Below are 14,015 nucleotides of genomic sequence, written 5' to 3' on the forward strand. Positions count from 1 at the left end.
TGACTCGACGAGATGAGATCGAGCTGTTCGCGATGGCTGCGACCACGACATCAGCGGCGGAGACGCCCGACATCACCGACCTCATCGGCGCCGACGAGGGCGTGGTACGGGTCATGATGCAGTGGCTGGCGCATCTGCGCAGCGAGCGCCGGCTGTCGCCGAAGACGGTCGAGGCCTATGCCCGTGACCTGCGGCAGTGCCTGCAATTCCTCTGCACCCATTGGGGCGAGCCGGTGACGCTGGCGCGCTTCGCTGCGCTGGAGGCGGCCGATATCCGCGCCTTCATGGCGATGCGACGCGCAGACGACATCGCGGGTCGGTCCTTGATGCGAACCTTGGCGGGCCTGCGCTCGTTCGGCCGCTTCCTCGAGCGCGAGGGCAAGGGCAAGGTCGGCGCACTCTCCGGAATCCGCGCGCCAAAGATCGCCAAGAGCCTGCCCAAGCCGCTGCCGATGGATGCCGCCAAGCGGCTCGCCGATGCCGACGAGCGCGCCGGCGAGACCCGGGAGACCTGGGTGCTGGCGCGCGACGCCGCTGTGATGGCCCTGCTCTACGGCTCCGGCCTGCGCATCTCCGAAGCGCTCGGCCTCAAGCGCCGCGAGGTGCCACGGCCGGGCGAAGGCGACGTGCTGGTCGTGACCGGCAAGGGCAACAAGACCCGCATGGTGCCGGTGCTGCAGAATGTGCTGCAGCTGATCGACGAGTACGCCAAGCTTTGTCCTTATCCGCTGTCTGCGGACGGGCCGATGTTCCTCGGCGCCAAGGGCGGCCCGTTGAGCCCGCGCATCATCCAGCTGACGATGGAGCGGCTGCGCGGCGCGCTCGGCCTGCCCGACAGCGCCACGCCGCACGCGCTGCGCCATTCCTTCGCGACGCATCTGCTGTCGCGCGGCGGCGACCTGCGTGCGATCCAGGAGCTGCTCGGCCACGCCTCGCTGTCGACGACCCAGGTCTATACCGGCATTGATTCGGAGCGCCTGCTGCAGGTGTACGCGTCAGCGCATCCGCGGCGGTGACATCTTTCGTTCATATCGTTTCGCTTGCGCTGTCCCCCCGGTTCCGGCAATCGTCTTGGCTGCTTGATCCGGAGGGGAACAGATGAGCGCACATGAGAGCATGGAGCATGCGGAGCATGCCGAGCATGCGTCCGGCGAAAACAAGAGGATCGCGCTGCTGATCGCCGTCATAGCCCTGTTCCTGGCGCTCTCGGAGACGCTCGGCAAGGGCGCGCAGACCGAATCGATCAGCAAGAACGTCGAGGCCTCGAACCTCTGGGCCTTCTTCCAGGCCAAGACCGTTCGCCGCACCGTGGTGCAGACCGCCGCCGAGCAGGGCAAGCTGAGCTTGCCGGCGCTGCCTGACGAGGCGGCCAAGGCGGCGTTGCAGAAGCAGATCGACGATTGGCAGAAGAATGCCGCGCGCTATCGCTCGGAGCCGGAGACCGGCGAAGGCAGCGAGCAGCTGGCCGAACGCGCCAAGCATGCCGAGCACGAGCGCGACCTCGCCACCGCAAAGTACCACCACTATGAGCTCGCGTCGGCCGCCTTCCAGATCGGCATCGTGCTGGCGTCAGCGACGATCATCACGGGCATGCTCGTGCTGGCCTGGGCGTCCGGAGGGCTCGCGCTGATCGGTATTGCCATGACGTTGCTCGGCCTGTTCCAGCCGCATCTCTTGCATCTGCACTGAGGTCAGCGACAGCAACTGGCTTTGCGACGTGGCGACCACCGCTACCGCGCCTGCTGCACGCTCCTGCGGAAGCGCATGATCACGCGCAGCACGCGCGATGACCAGCCATCGGCATTGCCGCGGATGATCTCGCGGATGCGCTGCTTGATCGGATCGACCAGCGCCGCGGCTTTCCTGCGCAGCGCGAGCACGGCCTCGTAGAGCCACGCGAACCAGGACATCTGCAGCAGCTTGCTGCGCGTCACATCGAAGATGAAGGCGGTGACGCCGACGCCGACGATCTTGCCGAACACGATCGTGGCCAGCGCAAACTTCCACTGCTGGTGCATCAGCAGCCACATGCCGATCAGCTTGAGCGGAAACAGCAGCACGACCGGCACGACGAAGACGATCAGGGTCAGCGCCGGCGACAGCGTCTCAATGCGCCCGGCCAGCCAGTGCTTGAAGCTACGCAGCGGTATCGCGGCGACAATGCGCGCCACGATCGGCTCGAGATGGTCCCACAGCCAGGCCTCGATCAGGAAGATGATCGCAAGCAGAACCCAGAACGGCTGAAGCAGGCGGCGCAGCATCGGACTCCATCTCCGCCAGGCCCCGCGGGTTGAGGCCGCTATGACGATACGACCTCGCGCCTTGCCGTTCGGTTCAGCGTCACCAGCGGGCGTTTTGTCGCACCCACCGAAGGCGTCTCCGGGCGTCCATCACATATGGATGGCCCGCTTGCCCACCGCAAGCGCGGCTTCCTTCACGGCCTCCGACCGCGTCGGATGCGCGTGGCAGGTGCGCGCGAGATCCTCAGCAGAGCCACCGAACTCCATCAATACGGCGGCCTCGTGAATGATTTCCCCGGCCTCGCGGCCGATGATATGGGCGCCGAGCACGCGATCCGTCTTCGCATCCGCAAGGATCTTCACGAAGCCGTCAGTGGTCTGATTGACCTTGGAGCGACCGTTCGCGGTAAACGGAAACTTGCCGACGGTATAGGCGACGCCCGCCTGCTTCAGCTCGTCCTCGGTCTTGCCGACGGACGCGACTTCCGGCGTCGTGTAGACCACGCCGGGAATGACGTCGTAGTTCACATGGCCGGCCTGTCCGGCGATGATCTCGGCGGCCGCAACACCCTCGTCCTCGGCCTTGTGCGCGAGCATGGGCCCGGCGACGACGTCGCCGATGGCATAGACGCCCGGCACGCTGGTCGCGAAATGGTGATCGATCTGGACGCGGCCGCGATTGTCGAGCACCACGCCGGCCTCCTGCAGGCCAAGACCGTCGGTGTAGGGCACGCGGCCGATCGCAACCAGCACGACATCGGCTTCGATCTTTTCAGCCGCTCCGCCCGCGGCGGGCTCGATGGTCGCCGAGAGCGTAGCCCCGGACGTATCGACGCCGGTGACCTTGGCGCCGAGCTTGAACGCAAAGCCCTGCTTCTCGAGAATGCGCTGAAACTGTTTTGCGATCTCGCCATCCATGCCGGGCAGGATGCGGTCGAGGAATTCGACCACGGTGACCTTGGCGCCGAGGCGGCGCCACACCGAGCCGAGCTCGAGCCCGATCACGCCGGCGCCGACCACCAGCAGCCTCGAAGGCACTTTCTCCAGCGACAGCGCGCCGGTCGACGAGACGATGCGCTTTTCGTCGATCTCGATGCCCTTCAGGCGCGCAATGTCCGAGCCGGTCGCGATCACGATGTTCTTGGTCTCGACGGTCTGCACCGCGCCGTCATTGCCGGTCACCTGCAGCTTGCCGGTGCCGAGGATCTTGCCCTTGCCCACGAGCACGTCGATCTTGTTCTTCTTCATCAGGAACTCGACGCCCTTGACGTTGCCGTCGATGCCCTGCTGCTTGAAGTTCATCATCGCCGGCAGATCGAGCTCGGGCTGCGACACCTTGACGCCCATCTTGGCGAAGGAGTGCCCGGCCTCCTCGAACAGCTCGGAGGCATGCAGCAGCGCCTTCGAGGGCATGCAGCCGACGTTGAGGCAGGTACCGCCGAGGGTCGCGTTCTTCTCGACTACAGCCACCTTCATGCCGAGCTGCGCCGCGCGGATGGCGCAGACATACCCACCGGGTCCGGTGCCGATGACGACGAGATCGTAAGATGCCATGATCGAATGTTCCGTAAGCTTGCAGTCAAAGATGACGACGGTCGTCAGCGTCCGCCCGACACGTCGAGAATGGCCGAAGTGACATAGGAGGCCTCGTCCGACAGCAGCCAGACGATGGCATTGGCGACTTCCTCCGCGGTGCCGACGCGCTTCATCGGCACCATGGGGGCAAGGCGGTGAGCGCGATCGGGCTCGCCGCCGGCGGCATGGATCTCGGTGTCGATCAGGCCCGGGCGGATCGCGGCGACGCGGATGCCTTCGTTCGCGACCTCGTGACCGAGGCCGACGGTGAAGGAATCGATCGCCCCTTTCGAGGCGGCGTAGTCGACATAGGTGTTGGGCGAGCCGAGCCTGGCCGCGACCGACGACAAATTGATGATGACGCCGCCCTGACCACCATGCCGCGTCGACATCCGCTTCACGGCCTCACGTGCGCACAGGATGCTGCCGGTGACGTTGACCGCCATCAATCGCTCGATGCGCTCCGCGCTCATCTCGTCGACGCGCGTGGTGGGGCCGACGATGCCAGCGTTGTTGATGAGAGCGCCGAGGGTGCCGAACTTGTCGGCCGCCTTGAACAGAGCGAGGATGTCGTGCTCGCGGCCGACGTCGCATTTGACCGCGATGGCCTTGCCGTTCTTGGCCTCGATCGCGGCCACCGTGCTCTGCGCCGCCGCCTCGTTGGAGGCGTAGCCGACCACGATCTTGAAGCCGCGCGATGCGGCCGCAATGGCGGTGGCGCGGCCGATGCCGCGGCTACCGCCGGTGATTACTGCAACCCTGTCGGTCATGAGGAGCCCCGCTGAGTGCGCCAAGTGGACTGCTTGCGCGGGCCACTTGGCCGATTCCTACTGTGACTTGGCTTCAAGTTCTGCAAGGCGATCGAGAACAGCCTTGTCGGTCAGACTCACTAGATAAAGCAGGATGAAGGGCGTCACGAAGGGTATGAGGCTCAAAGCGGCGAAGCCGAGACCCCTGCCCTTTCTCCGAGCGATCGGAATGGTGAAAACAAAGAAGATCACCGTCGTAAGGAGAAACGGCATCAACGACAGCACCAGTGACGGCTCCTCCATCGTCGCCTCCGCTCAGAGATCCAGCACAAGCCGCGCCGGATCTTCCAGGCTCTCCTTGACGCGCACCAGGAAGGTCACCGCCTCCTTGCCGTCGATGACGCGGTGATCGTAGGACAGCGCGAGATACATCATCGGGCGGACCTCGATCTTGCCGGCAACCACGACGGGGCGCTCCTGGATCTTGTGCATGCCGAGGATGCCGGACTGCGGCGCGTTCAGGATCGGGGTCGACATCAGCGAGCCGTAGATGCCGCCATTGGTGATCGTGAAGGTGCCGCCCTGCATCTCGTCGATCTTGAGCTGGCCGTCACGGGCGCGGCGGCCGAAATCGGCGATGCCCTTCTCGATGTCGGCGATCGACTTGTGGTCACAGTCGCGCACGACCGGCACGACCAGGCCCTTGTCGGTGCCGACGGCGACGCCGATGTGATAGTAGTTCTTGTAGATCAGGTCCGAGCCGTCGATCTCGGCGTTGACCGCCGGAATGTCCTTCAGCGCCTGCACCACCGCCTTGGTGAAGAAGCCCATGAAGCCGAGCTTCGAGCCGTGCTTCTTCTCGAACACGTCCTTGTACTGGCTGCGCAGCGCCATCACGTTGGTCATGTCGACCTCGTTGAAGGTCGTGAGCATGGCCGCGGTGTTCTGGACGTCCTTGAGGCGGCGCGCGATGGTCTGGCGCAGCCGGGTCATCTTCACGCGCTCCTCGCGCGCCGCATCGTCAGCGGGCGACGGCGCACGCACCTGCACGGCGGCGGCCGGCTGATTGACCGGAGTCGGCGCCGAGGCGGCGCGCTCGATCGCGGCCAGCATGTCGCCCTTGGTGACGCGGCCGTCCTTGCCCGAGCCGGGCACGGTGGTGGCATCGACGCCGCTCTCGGCCGAGAGCTTGCGCACCGACGGGGCCTGCGGCGTATCGGCTGGCAGCGCCTTGGCCGGCGCAGGTGCCGCAGCCGGCGGCGCGGAGGCAGCGGGCTTTGCCGGAGCCGGAGCAGCAGCGGCCGGCTTGGCAGCCGCGGCGCCATCGGTGATCTGGCCGAGCAGCGCGCCGACGGCGACCGTCTCACCATCCTTGGCGATGATCTCGCCCAAGGTGCCGGCCGACGGCGCGGGCACCTCGATCGTGACCTTGTCGGTCTCGAGCTCGACGAGGGGCTCGTCGACGGCAACCGCGTCGCCAGCCTTCTTGAACCAGCGGCCGATGGTGGCTTCGGTGACGGATTCACCCAGCGTCGGAACGCGAATTTCAGTCATGGTCTTTTATCCTCAATAACCCGTGCGGCCATAAAGTCCGTCCACCATCGCCTTGCGGCGAGCAAGCGATGCGGGACGGACGATCAACGCGATGTACTTGCGCCCCGCATGGCTTGCGGGGCGCCTCTATAGGCAGGTTCAGTTCAGGGCTTCGTCGAGCAGCGCCTTCAGTTGCGCAAGATGCTTCGACATCAGGCCCGTGGCGGTGGCCGCCGACGCGGCGCGGCCGGCATAGCGCGGACGCTTGCTCTTGCCGCCGGTCTGGTTCAGCACCCACTCGATATACGGCTCGATGAAATGCCAGGCGCCCATGTTGCGCGGCTCTTCCTGACACCACACCACTTCGGCGTTCTTGAAGCGGCTGAGCTCGGCGACCAGCGCCTTGAGCGGCACCGGGTAAAGCTGCTCGACGCGCATCAGATAGACGTCGTTGAGCCCGCGCTTCTCGCGCTCGTCGTACAGGTCGTAATAGACCTTGCCCGAGCACAGCACGATGCGGCGGATCTGATCGTCCGGCACCAGCTTGGTCTTGTCGTCCGCCTGCATCTGGGCGTCATCGTACAGGATGCGGTGGAAGGTCGTTCCCTTGGCCAGCTCCTCGAGCCGCGACACCGCGCGCTTGTGGCGCAGCAGCGACTTCGGCGTCATCACGATCAGCGGCTTGCGGATCTCGCGATGCAGCTGCCGACGCATGACATGGAAGTAGTTCGCCGGCGTGGTCGGATAGACCACCTGCATGTTGTCCTCAGCGCACATCTGCAGATAGCGCTCAAGGCGGGCGGACGAATGTTCGGGGCCCTGGCCCTCATAGCCATGCGGCAGCAGGCAGACGAGGCCGGACATGCGCAGCCATTTGCGCTCACCCGACGAGATGAACTGGTCGAACAGCACCTGGGCGCCGTTGGCGAAATCGCCGAACTGCGCCTCCCACAGCGTCAGCGCAGTGGGCTCGGCGAGCGAGTAGCCGTATTCGAAGCCGAGCACGGCTTCTTCCGAGAGCAGCGAGTTGATGACCTCGAAATGGCCCTGCTCCGGCGCCAGATGGTTGAACGGCGTGTAGCGGCTCTCGTCCTCCTGGTCGATCAAGACCGAATGACGTTGCGAGAAGGTGCCGCGTTCGCTGTCCTGGCCGGACAGACGAACCTTGTGGCCTTCCAGGAGCAGCGAGCAGAACGCCAGCGCCTCGCCGGTCGCCCAGTCGATCCCGATGCCGCTGTCGATCGCCTTGGCGCGGTTCTCGAGGAAGCGCTGGATCGTGCGGTGCAGGCGGAAGCCGTCCGGCACCTTGGTGATCTTGCGGCCGATCTCCTTGAGACGGTCGAGCTCGACGCCGGTCACGCCGCGGCGCGCTTCTTCTTCCTGGTCGGCAGACTTGAACCCTGCCCACTTGCCGTCGAGCCAGTCGGCCTTGTTGGGACGATAGGAGGTGCCGGCCTCGAACTCGGCGTCGAGACGGGCGCGCCAGTCGGCCTTGGCCTTATCGACCTCGCCCTCGGTCATGACGCCTTCGGCGACCAGGCGCTTGGAGTAGATCTCCAGGGTCGACGGATGACCGGCGATCTTCTTGTACATCACCGGCTGGGTGAAAGCCGGCTCGTCACCCTCGTTGTGGCCATGCCTGCGGTAGCAGAACATGTCGATGACGACCGGCTTGTGGAACTTCTGCCGGAACTCGGTGGCGACCTTGGCCGCGAACACCACCGCCTCCGGATCGTCGCCGTTCACATGGAAGATCGGCGCGTCGATCATCTTGGCGACGTCGGACGGATAGGGCGACGAGCGCGAATAGCGCGGATAGGTCGTGAAGCCGATCTGGTTGTTGACGATGAAATGAATCGAGCCACCGGTCCGGTAGCCCTTCAGATCCGACAGCGCGAAGCACTCCGCCACCACGCCCTGGCCGGCGAACGCCGCGTCGCCATGCATCAGCAGCGGCAGCACCGAGATGCGCATGTCCGGCGGATCGCCGTGCTGATCCTGCTTGGCGCGGACCTTGCCGAGCACCACGGGGTCGACGATCTCGAGATGCGACGGGTTGGCAGTCAGCGACAGATGGATCCGGTTGCCGTCGAACTCGCGGTCCGAGGAGGCGCCGAGGTGGTACTTGACGTCGCCGGAGCCTTCGACCGCGTCGGGATTGGCCGAGCCACCCTTGAACTCGTGGAACAACGCCCGGTGCGCCTTGCCCATGACCTGGGTCAGCACGTTCAGGCGGCCGCGATGCGGCATGCCGAGCACGATCTCCTTCACGCCGAGATTGCCGCCGCGCTTGATGATCTGCTCCAGCGCCGGGATCAGCGACTCGCCGCCGTCGAGACCGAAGCGCTTGGTGCCGGTGAACTTGACGTCGCAGAACTTCTCGAAGCCTTCGGATTCGATCAGCTTCTGCAGGATGGCGCGACGGCCCTCGCGGGTGAACGAGATCTCCTTGTCCGGCCCCTCGATGCGCTCCTGGATCCAGGCCTTCTGCGCCGCGTTGGTGATGTGCATGAACTCGACGCCGAGCGTCTGGCAGTAGGTGCGCTCGCAGATCGCGACGATCTCGCGCAGGGAGCCGTATTCGAGGCCCAGCACGTGATCGAGGAAGATCTTGCGGTCGAAATCGGCCTCGGTGAAGCCGTAGGAGCGCGGGTCGAGCTCTTCGCGGTTGCGCGGCGCCTCGATGCCGAGCGGATCGAGCTTGGCGTGGAAGTGGCCGCGCATGCGGTAGGCGCGGATCAGCATCAACGCGCGGACGGAGTCGCGGGTGGCTTGGTTGACGTCGGCCAGCGACAGTTCGACGCCCTTGGTCTGCGCCTTCTGCGCAATCTTCTCGCCGACCTTCTTCTCGACCACCGCCCAGTTGCCGTCGAGCGCCGAGGTCAGCTCGTCGCGCGGGGCCACCGGCCAGTTGCTGCGCGCCCAGGAGGGACCCGACGCATTCTTCTGCACGTCGGTCGGCGCATCCTTCAGGCTCTTGAAGAATTCCTGCCACTCGGGATCGACCGAGGCGGGATCCTTCTCGTAGCGGGCGTAGATCTCATCGATGTAGGTGGCATTGGTGCCCTGCAGAAAAGACGACAGGGCGAAGGCGGCGTTCGCGTCTTGGCGAGACATGGTGGCGTCCTGGTAATTTCGATGCGCCCAATCAAAACGGCGCAATGCCTGACCCGCTGACAAAGCGGATCAGGCTCCGGTTAGGACCGTCTACCTTATTTATTGTAAATATTCGCGCCGAAAAGCACTAAGTCCTGAATCAGGATTTCAACTTTTCGACAAGCGTCTTGCCGAGCCGTGCGGGCGACGGAGACACTGTAATACCAGCAGCTTCCATCGCGGCCGTCTTCGAGCCGGCATCGCCCTTGCCGCCCGAGATGATCGCGCCGGCATGACCCATGCGACGGCCGGGAGGGGCGGTGACACCGGCAATGAATCCCACCATCGGTTTCTTGCGGCCGCGCTTGGCTTCGTCCTTGATGAACTGCGCCGCGTCCTCCTCGGCCGAGCCGCCGATCTCACCGATCATGATGATCGAGGTCGTCTTCGGGTCAGCCAGGAACATCTCCAGCATGTCGATGAACTCGGTGCCCTTGACCGGATCGCCGCCGATGCCGACCGCGGTGGTCTGGCCGAGACCTTCCGACGTGGTCTGGAACACCGCCTCATAGGTCAGCGTGCCCGAACGCGACACGATGCCGACCGAACCCGGCTTGAAGATGTTGGCCGGCATGATGCCGATCTTGCACTCGCCGGCGGTCATGACGCCCGGGCAGTTCGGCCCGATCAGGCGCGACTTGGAACCCTGCAGCGAGCGCTTCACCCGGACCATGTCGAGCACCGGGATGCCTTCGGTGATGCAGACGATCAGCGGGACCTCGGCGTCGATGGCTTCGCAGATCGCGTCGGCGGCGCCCGGCGGCGGCACGTAGATCACCGAGGCGTCGGCGCCGGTGGCCTCGCGGGCCTCCTTGACGGTGTCGAACACCGGCAGGCCGAGATGGGTCGAGCCGCCTTTGCCCGGCGAGGTACCGCCGACCATCTTGGTGCCATAGGCGATCGCCGCCTCGGAGTGGAAGGTGCCGTTCTTGCCAGTGAAGCCCTGGCAGATGACCTTGGTGTTCTTGTCGATGAGGATGGACATCGTGCTTTCTCTAAAAGCGTTGCGGTGAGGACGAAGCGAGCGCCAGAAGCGGCGCTCAGCCTCCCTTGACGGCCTTGACGATCTTCTGCGCGGCGTCGTCGAGATTGTCGGCGGGCAGCACGTTCAGACCGGACTCGCTGATGATCTTCTTGCCGAGATCGACATTGGTGCCTTCGAGGCGCACCACCAGCGGCACCTTCAGACCCACTTCCTTGACCGCGGCCACCACGCCTTCGGCGATGACATCGCACTTCATGATGCCGCCGAAGATGTTGACCAGGATGCCCTTCACGTTCGGGTCGGCGGTGATGATCTTGAACGCCGCCGCGACCTTCTCCTTGCTGGCGCCGCCGCCGACGTCGAGGAAGTTGGCGGGCTCCATGCCGTAGAGCTTGATGATGTCCATCGTCGCCATGGCAAGGCCAGCGCCGTTGACCATGCAGCCGATGGTGCCGTCGAGCGCGACGTAGTTGAGGTCGTACTTCGAGGCCTCGATCTCCTTGGCGTCCTCCTCGGTCTCGTCGCGCAGCGCGACGACCTCGGGATGCTTGAACAGCGCGTTGGAGTCGAACGACACCTTGGCATCGAGCACGCGGAGCTGGCCCTGCTTGGTGACGACCAGCGGGTTGATCTCGAGCATCGCCATGTCCTTGGCGACGAACGCATTGTAGAGCTGGGTGGTGAGCTTCTCGGCCTGCTTGGCGAGATCGCCGGAGAGCTTCAGCGCCTTGGCGACGGCACGGCCGTGATGCGGCATGACGCCGGTGGCCGGGTCGACCGAGAAGGTGACGATCTTTTCAGGGGTCTCGTGAGCAACGTCCTCGATGTTGACGCCGCCTTCGGTCGACACGACGAAGGCGACCTTCGAGGTCTCGCGGTCGACCAGCAGCGACAGATAGAACTCCTTGTCGATATCCGAGCCGTCCTCGATGTAGAGGCGGTTGACCTGCTTGCCGTCGGGGCCGGTCTGCACCGTCACCAGCGTCGCGCCCAGCATCTGCTTGGCGAAAGTGTTGACCTCGTCGATCGACTTGGCGAGGCGGACGCCGCCCTTGTCGCCGGCCGAGGCCTCCTTGAACTTGCCCTTGCCACGGCCACCGGCGTGGATCTGGCTCTTCACGACCCAGACCGGGCCGCCGAGCGTCTTCGCCGCCGCATCCGCGTCCTCCGGACGGAGAACTGGCACGCCCTTGGAAATCGGCACGCCGAACTCGTGCAGCAGTGCCTTGGCCTGATATTCGTGAATGTTCATAAGCGCTTGCTCCCCGAACCCGCGATGGGGTGACGACCAGAATTGTTGTTAGGATGTCTGGTATACCATATACCAAACATCCTGCAACTCGATGTGGGCGAGATTACGCCCCGTGAATGACCCCTGATCAGCGGCCGAGCAGGTCGGGCGCGATCTTCTTGCAGGCGTCGACGAGGCCCTGCACGGCGGCGACCGACTTGTCGAACGCCTCGCGGTCCTTGCCCGCGAGTTCGATCTCGACGATGCGCTCGACACCCTTGGAGCCGATCACGACGGGCACGCCGACATACATGTCCTTGACGCCGAACTCGCCGTTGAGATGCGCCGCGCAGGGCAGCACGCGCTTCTTGTCGCGCAGGTAGCTCTCGGCCATCGCGATCGCCGACGCCGCCGGCGCGTAATAGGCCGAGCCGGTCTTCAGCAGATTGACGATCTCGGCGCCGCCGTTGCGGGTGCGATCGACGATCTCGTCGATGCGGGCCTGCGACGTCCAGCCCATCTTGACCAGGTCGGGCAGCGGAATGCCGGCAACGGTCGAGTACTTGGTCAGCGGCACCATGGTGTCGCCATGACCGCCGAGCACGAAGGCGGTGACGTCCTCGACCGAGACGTTGAACTCATCGGCCAGGAAGTAGCGGAAACGCGCCGAGTCGAGCACGCCGGCCATGCCGACGACCTTCTTGGCCGGGAGACCGGAGGCCTTCTGCAGCGCCCAGACCATCGCGTCGAGCGGGTTGGTGATGCAGATGACGAAGGCGTCCGGGGCGTACTTCTTGATGCCGGCGCCGACCTGCTCCATCACCTTGAGGTTGATCGACAGCAGATCGTCGCGGCTCATGCCGGGCTTGCGCGGCACGCCGGCGGTAACGATGCACACCTTGGCGTTGTCGAGCGCCTCATAGGAGTTGGCGCCGGTGTAGTGCGCGTCGAAGCCGTCGACCGGCGACGACTGGGCGATGTCGAGCGCCTTGCCCTGCGGAACGCCTTCGGCAATGTCGAACATCACGACGTCGCCGAGCTCCTTGAGGCCAACGAGGTGAGCCAGCGTTCCGCCGATCTGACCGGAGCCAATCAAAGCAATCTTGTCGCGCGCCATGGCAAATTTTCCTTTGAACCCGAAGGAGTGAGGGAGGTTGAAAAGTCGAGTGGTGGTTATCCCTTTCGCCCGGGCCGTTCAAGTCACGCTATGGCCAATTGGCGGGCGTGCCTTGATTTCGATCAGGACCGGGCGACGGGCGCTGATGATCCTTTCAGCATGATTGACGTGGCCTTTTCGCGGCTGTGTGCCCGGCGGCAGGCGCTCGCCAAGGCTCCGGTGGTTGTCAGGTTTCGACCAACCCCGTGGAAGTCCCAGATGCCGCCGAGTCCTTCCGCCCGTGCGGCAGGGCCAGATAGGAGTCCGAGCCCATCTCGATCAGGCGCGAGGTGGTCCGCTTGAACTCCATGGCCTCCACGCCCTCGGTCGCGATGTAGAGCGAAACCGGGTCAGCCTCGGCGGAGGCGATCAGCTTCACGGCGTTGTCGTAGAGCGTATCGATCAGGGTGATGAAGCGCTTGGCGGCATTGCGCTCGGCCAGATCCATGACCGGAACATGATCGATCAGGATCGTATGATAGTCGTGCGCGAGCCGCAGATAGTCCGAGGCTGCCAGCGGCTTTCCGCACAGATCGGCAAAGCCGAAGCGGGCGACGCCGTTGGCGGAGCACGGGACATGCAGGATGCGCCCTTTGATCGTCATGTCGCGCGGCTTGCACTTGGCATGACCCGTGAGCCGCGCCCAGGCCTTGTCGAGCACCGCCCGCGCGTCGACATCGGCCGGCACCAGCCACATCTTCACGCCGGCCAGCTTCTCCAGCCGGAAATCGGTGCGCGCGTCCAGCCGCATCACGTCCATGTGGTCGGCGATCTGCTTGATGAAGGGCAGGAACAGCGCGCGGTTGAGGCCGCCTTTGTAGAGGTCTTCAGGCGCGACGTTGGAGGTCGCCACCACCACAGTGCCGAGCTCGAACAGCCTGGCGAACAGACGGCCCAGGATCATCGCGTCGGCGATGTCGGTGACATGGAATTCGTCGAAACAGAGCAGCCAGGCCTGGTCGAAGATCGCCTGCGCCGTGAGCCCGATCACATCGGCATCGGCGAGCTCGCCGCGCGCGATGTTCTGGCGGTAGCCGTAGATGCGCTCATGCACCTCGGCCATGAATTCGTGGAAATGCGCGCGGCGCTTGAGCTCAACCGGACAGTTCTGGAAGAACAGGTCCATCAGCATGGTCTTGCCGCGGCCGACCTCGCCATGGACATAGAGCCCATTCGGCGGCTCGCTCTTGTCGGCAAAAAGGCGACCGAACAAGCCTTGCTTGCGCGAGGGCTTGTAGGTGGAGAGCCGGCGCTCCAGCGCCGCCAGCGCGTCGGCGACCTCGGCCTGGGCGGGGTCGGGCTCGATCGCACCAGTATCGACCAAAGACTGATATTGCGCGCGGAACGCGTCTGAGGGAGTGGACAGCATGAGTCCACTCTAGGTCACGAG

The 14,015-nt window shown here is 65.0% G+C and carries 12 protein-coding genes; 2 read left to right on the forward strand and 10 right to left on the reverse strand.

The annotated features are described in order from the left end of the window. The first annotated feature begins 32 nt into the window (after positions 1-32). Together QX039_RS17230 and QX039_RS17235 are read left to right on the forward strand one after the other, a co-directional pair. A complete protein-coding gene (locus QX039_RS17230; RefSeq protein WP_315770677.1) occupies positions 33-1,016 on the forward strand; it encodes a tyrosine recombinase XerC in 984 nt (327 codons plus the stop codon). 82 nt (positions 1,017-1,098) lie between these two features. Next, positions 1,099-1,689, forward strand: coding sequence for a DUF4337 domain-containing protein (locus tag QX039_RS17235; RefSeq protein WP_315770546.1), 591 nt, complete (start codon positions 1,099-1,101; stop codon positions 1,687-1,689). 41 nt (positions 1,690-1,730) lie between these two features. Here QX039_RS17235 and QX039_RS17240 read toward each other — a convergent pair whose 3' ends face one another. The 10 genes from QX039_RS17240 to zapE all read right to left on the reverse strand — a co-directional run bounded on the left by QX039_RS17240 (position 1,731) and on the right by zapE (position 13,994). Then, the gene (locus tag QX039_RS17240) at positions 1,731-2,261 is read right to left on the reverse strand and encodes a hypothetical protein (RefSeq protein ID WP_315740714.1); all 531 of its coding nucleotides are present in this window, start codon (positions 2,259-2,261) and stop codon (positions 1,731-1,733) included. Between the two features lie 129 nt (positions 2,262-2,390). Further along, positions 2,391-3,794: a dihydrolipoyl dehydrogenase gene (gene lpdA / locus QX039_RS17245; RefSeq protein WP_315770548.1), complete on the reverse strand. Its 1,404-nt coding sequence runs from the start codon at positions 3,792-3,794 to the stop codon at positions 2,391-2,393. 44 nt (positions 3,795-3,838) lie between these two features. Then, positions 3,839-4,585: an SDR family oxidoreductase gene (locus tag QX039_RS17250; protein ID WP_315770549.1), complete on the reverse strand. Its 747-nt coding sequence runs from the start codon at positions 4,583-4,585 to the stop codon at positions 3,839-3,841. Between the two features lie 57 nt (positions 4,586-4,642). Then, positions 4,643-4,867, reverse strand: a complete 225-nt coding sequence (locus tag QX039_RS17255) for a hypothetical protein (protein ID WP_315740711.1) — start codon at positions 4,865-4,867, stop codon at positions 4,643-4,645. Positions 4,868-4,879: 12 nt separating this feature from the next. Then, entirely contained in the window at positions 4,880-6,118 is a 1,239-nt protein-coding gene (odhB, locus tag QX039_RS17260; protein ID WP_315740710.1) for a 2-oxoglutarate dehydrogenase complex dihydrolipoyllysine-residue succinyltransferase, read from the reverse strand. Between the two features lie 138 nt (positions 6,119-6,256). Then, positions 6,257-9,214 carry a 2-oxoglutarate dehydrogenase E1 component gene (locus tag QX039_RS17265; RefSeq protein WP_315770551.1) on the reverse strand — a complete coding sequence of 986 codons (2,958 nt, stop codon included), beginning with the start codon at positions 9,212-9,214 and terminating at the stop codon, positions 6,257-6,259. Positions 9,215-9,353: 139 nt separating this feature from the next. Continuing rightward, positions 9,354-10,238, reverse strand: coding sequence for a succinate--CoA ligase subunit alpha (gene sucD / locus QX039_RS17270; RefSeq protein ID WP_172184319.1), 885 nt, complete (start codon positions 10,236-10,238; stop codon positions 9,354-9,356). A gap of 55 nt (positions 10,239-10,293) precedes the next feature. After that, a complete protein-coding gene (sucC, locus tag QX039_RS17275) occupies positions 10,294-11,490 on the reverse strand; it encodes an ADP-forming succinate--CoA ligase subunit beta (RefSeq protein ID WP_315740707.1) in 1,197 nt (398 codons plus the stop codon). Between the two features lie 127 nt (positions 11,491-11,617). Further along, the gene (gene mdh / locus QX039_RS17280; RefSeq protein ID WP_009031546.1) at positions 11,618-12,586 is read right to left on the reverse strand and encodes a malate dehydrogenase; all 969 of its coding nucleotides are present in this window, start codon (positions 12,584-12,586) and stop codon (positions 11,618-11,620) included. Positions 12,587-12,812: 226 nt separating this feature from the next. Then, on the reverse strand, positions 12,813-13,994 hold the full coding sequence (gene zapE, locus QX039_RS17285; RefSeq protein WP_315770553.1) for a cell division protein ZapE: 1,182 nt from the start codon (positions 13,992-13,994) through the stop codon (positions 12,813-12,815). Positions 13,995-14,015: the final 21 nt, after the last annotated feature.

Origin of the sequence: Bradyrhizobium sp. SZCCHNR1043, from assembly GCF_032489675.1 — a bacterium.
Lineage (GTDB): Bacteria > Pseudomonadota > Alphaproteobacteria > Rhizobiales > Xanthobacteraceae > Bradyrhizobium.

Bases quoted from the DNA above. Each gene is read 5' to 3' on its own strand.
- QX039_RS17230 (WP_315770677.1), top strand. From the start codon at position 33: ATGGCTGCGACCACGACATCAGCGGCGGAGACGCCCGACATCACCGAC.
- QX039_RS17235 (WP_315770546.1), top strand. From the start codon at position 1,099: ATGAGCGCACATGAGAGCATGGAGCATGCGGAGCATGCCGAGCATGCG.
- QX039_RS17240 (WP_315740714.1), bottom strand. From the start codon at position 2,261: ATGCTGCGCCGCCTGCTTCAGCCGTTCTGGGTTCTGCTTGCGATCATC.
- lpdA (WP_315770548.1), bottom strand. From the start codon at position 3,794: ATGGCATCTTACGATCTCGTCGTCATCGGCACCGGACCCGGTGGGTAT.
- QX039_RS17250 (WP_315770549.1), bottom strand. From the start codon at position 4,585: ATGACCGACAGGGTTGCAGTAATCACCGGCGGTAGCCGCGGCATCGGC.
- QX039_RS17255 (WP_315740711.1), bottom strand. From the start codon at position 4,867: ATGGAGGAGCCGTCACTGGTGCTGTCGTTGATGCCGTTTCTCCTTACG.
- odhB (WP_315740710.1), bottom strand. From the start codon at position 6,118: ATGACTGAAATTCGCGTTCCGACGCTGGGTGAATCCGTCACCGAAGCC.
- QX039_RS17265 (WP_315770551.1), bottom strand. From the start codon at position 9,214: ATGTCTCGCCAAGACGCGAACGCCGCCTTCGCCCTGTCGTCTTTTCTG.
- sucD (WP_172184319.1), bottom strand. From the start codon at position 10,238: ATGTCCATCCTCATCGACAAGAACACCAAGGTCATCTGCCAGGGCTTC.
- sucC (WP_315740707.1), bottom strand. From the start codon at position 11,490: ATGAACATTCACGAATATCAGGCCAAGGCACTGCTGCACGAGTTCGGC.
- mdh (WP_009031546.1), bottom strand. From the start codon at position 12,586: ATGGCGCGCGACAAGATTGCTTTGATTGGCTCCGGTCAGATCGGCGGA.
- zapE (WP_315770553.1), bottom strand. From the start codon at position 13,994: ATGCTGTCCACTCCCTCAGACGCGTTCCGCGCGCAATATCAGTCTTTG.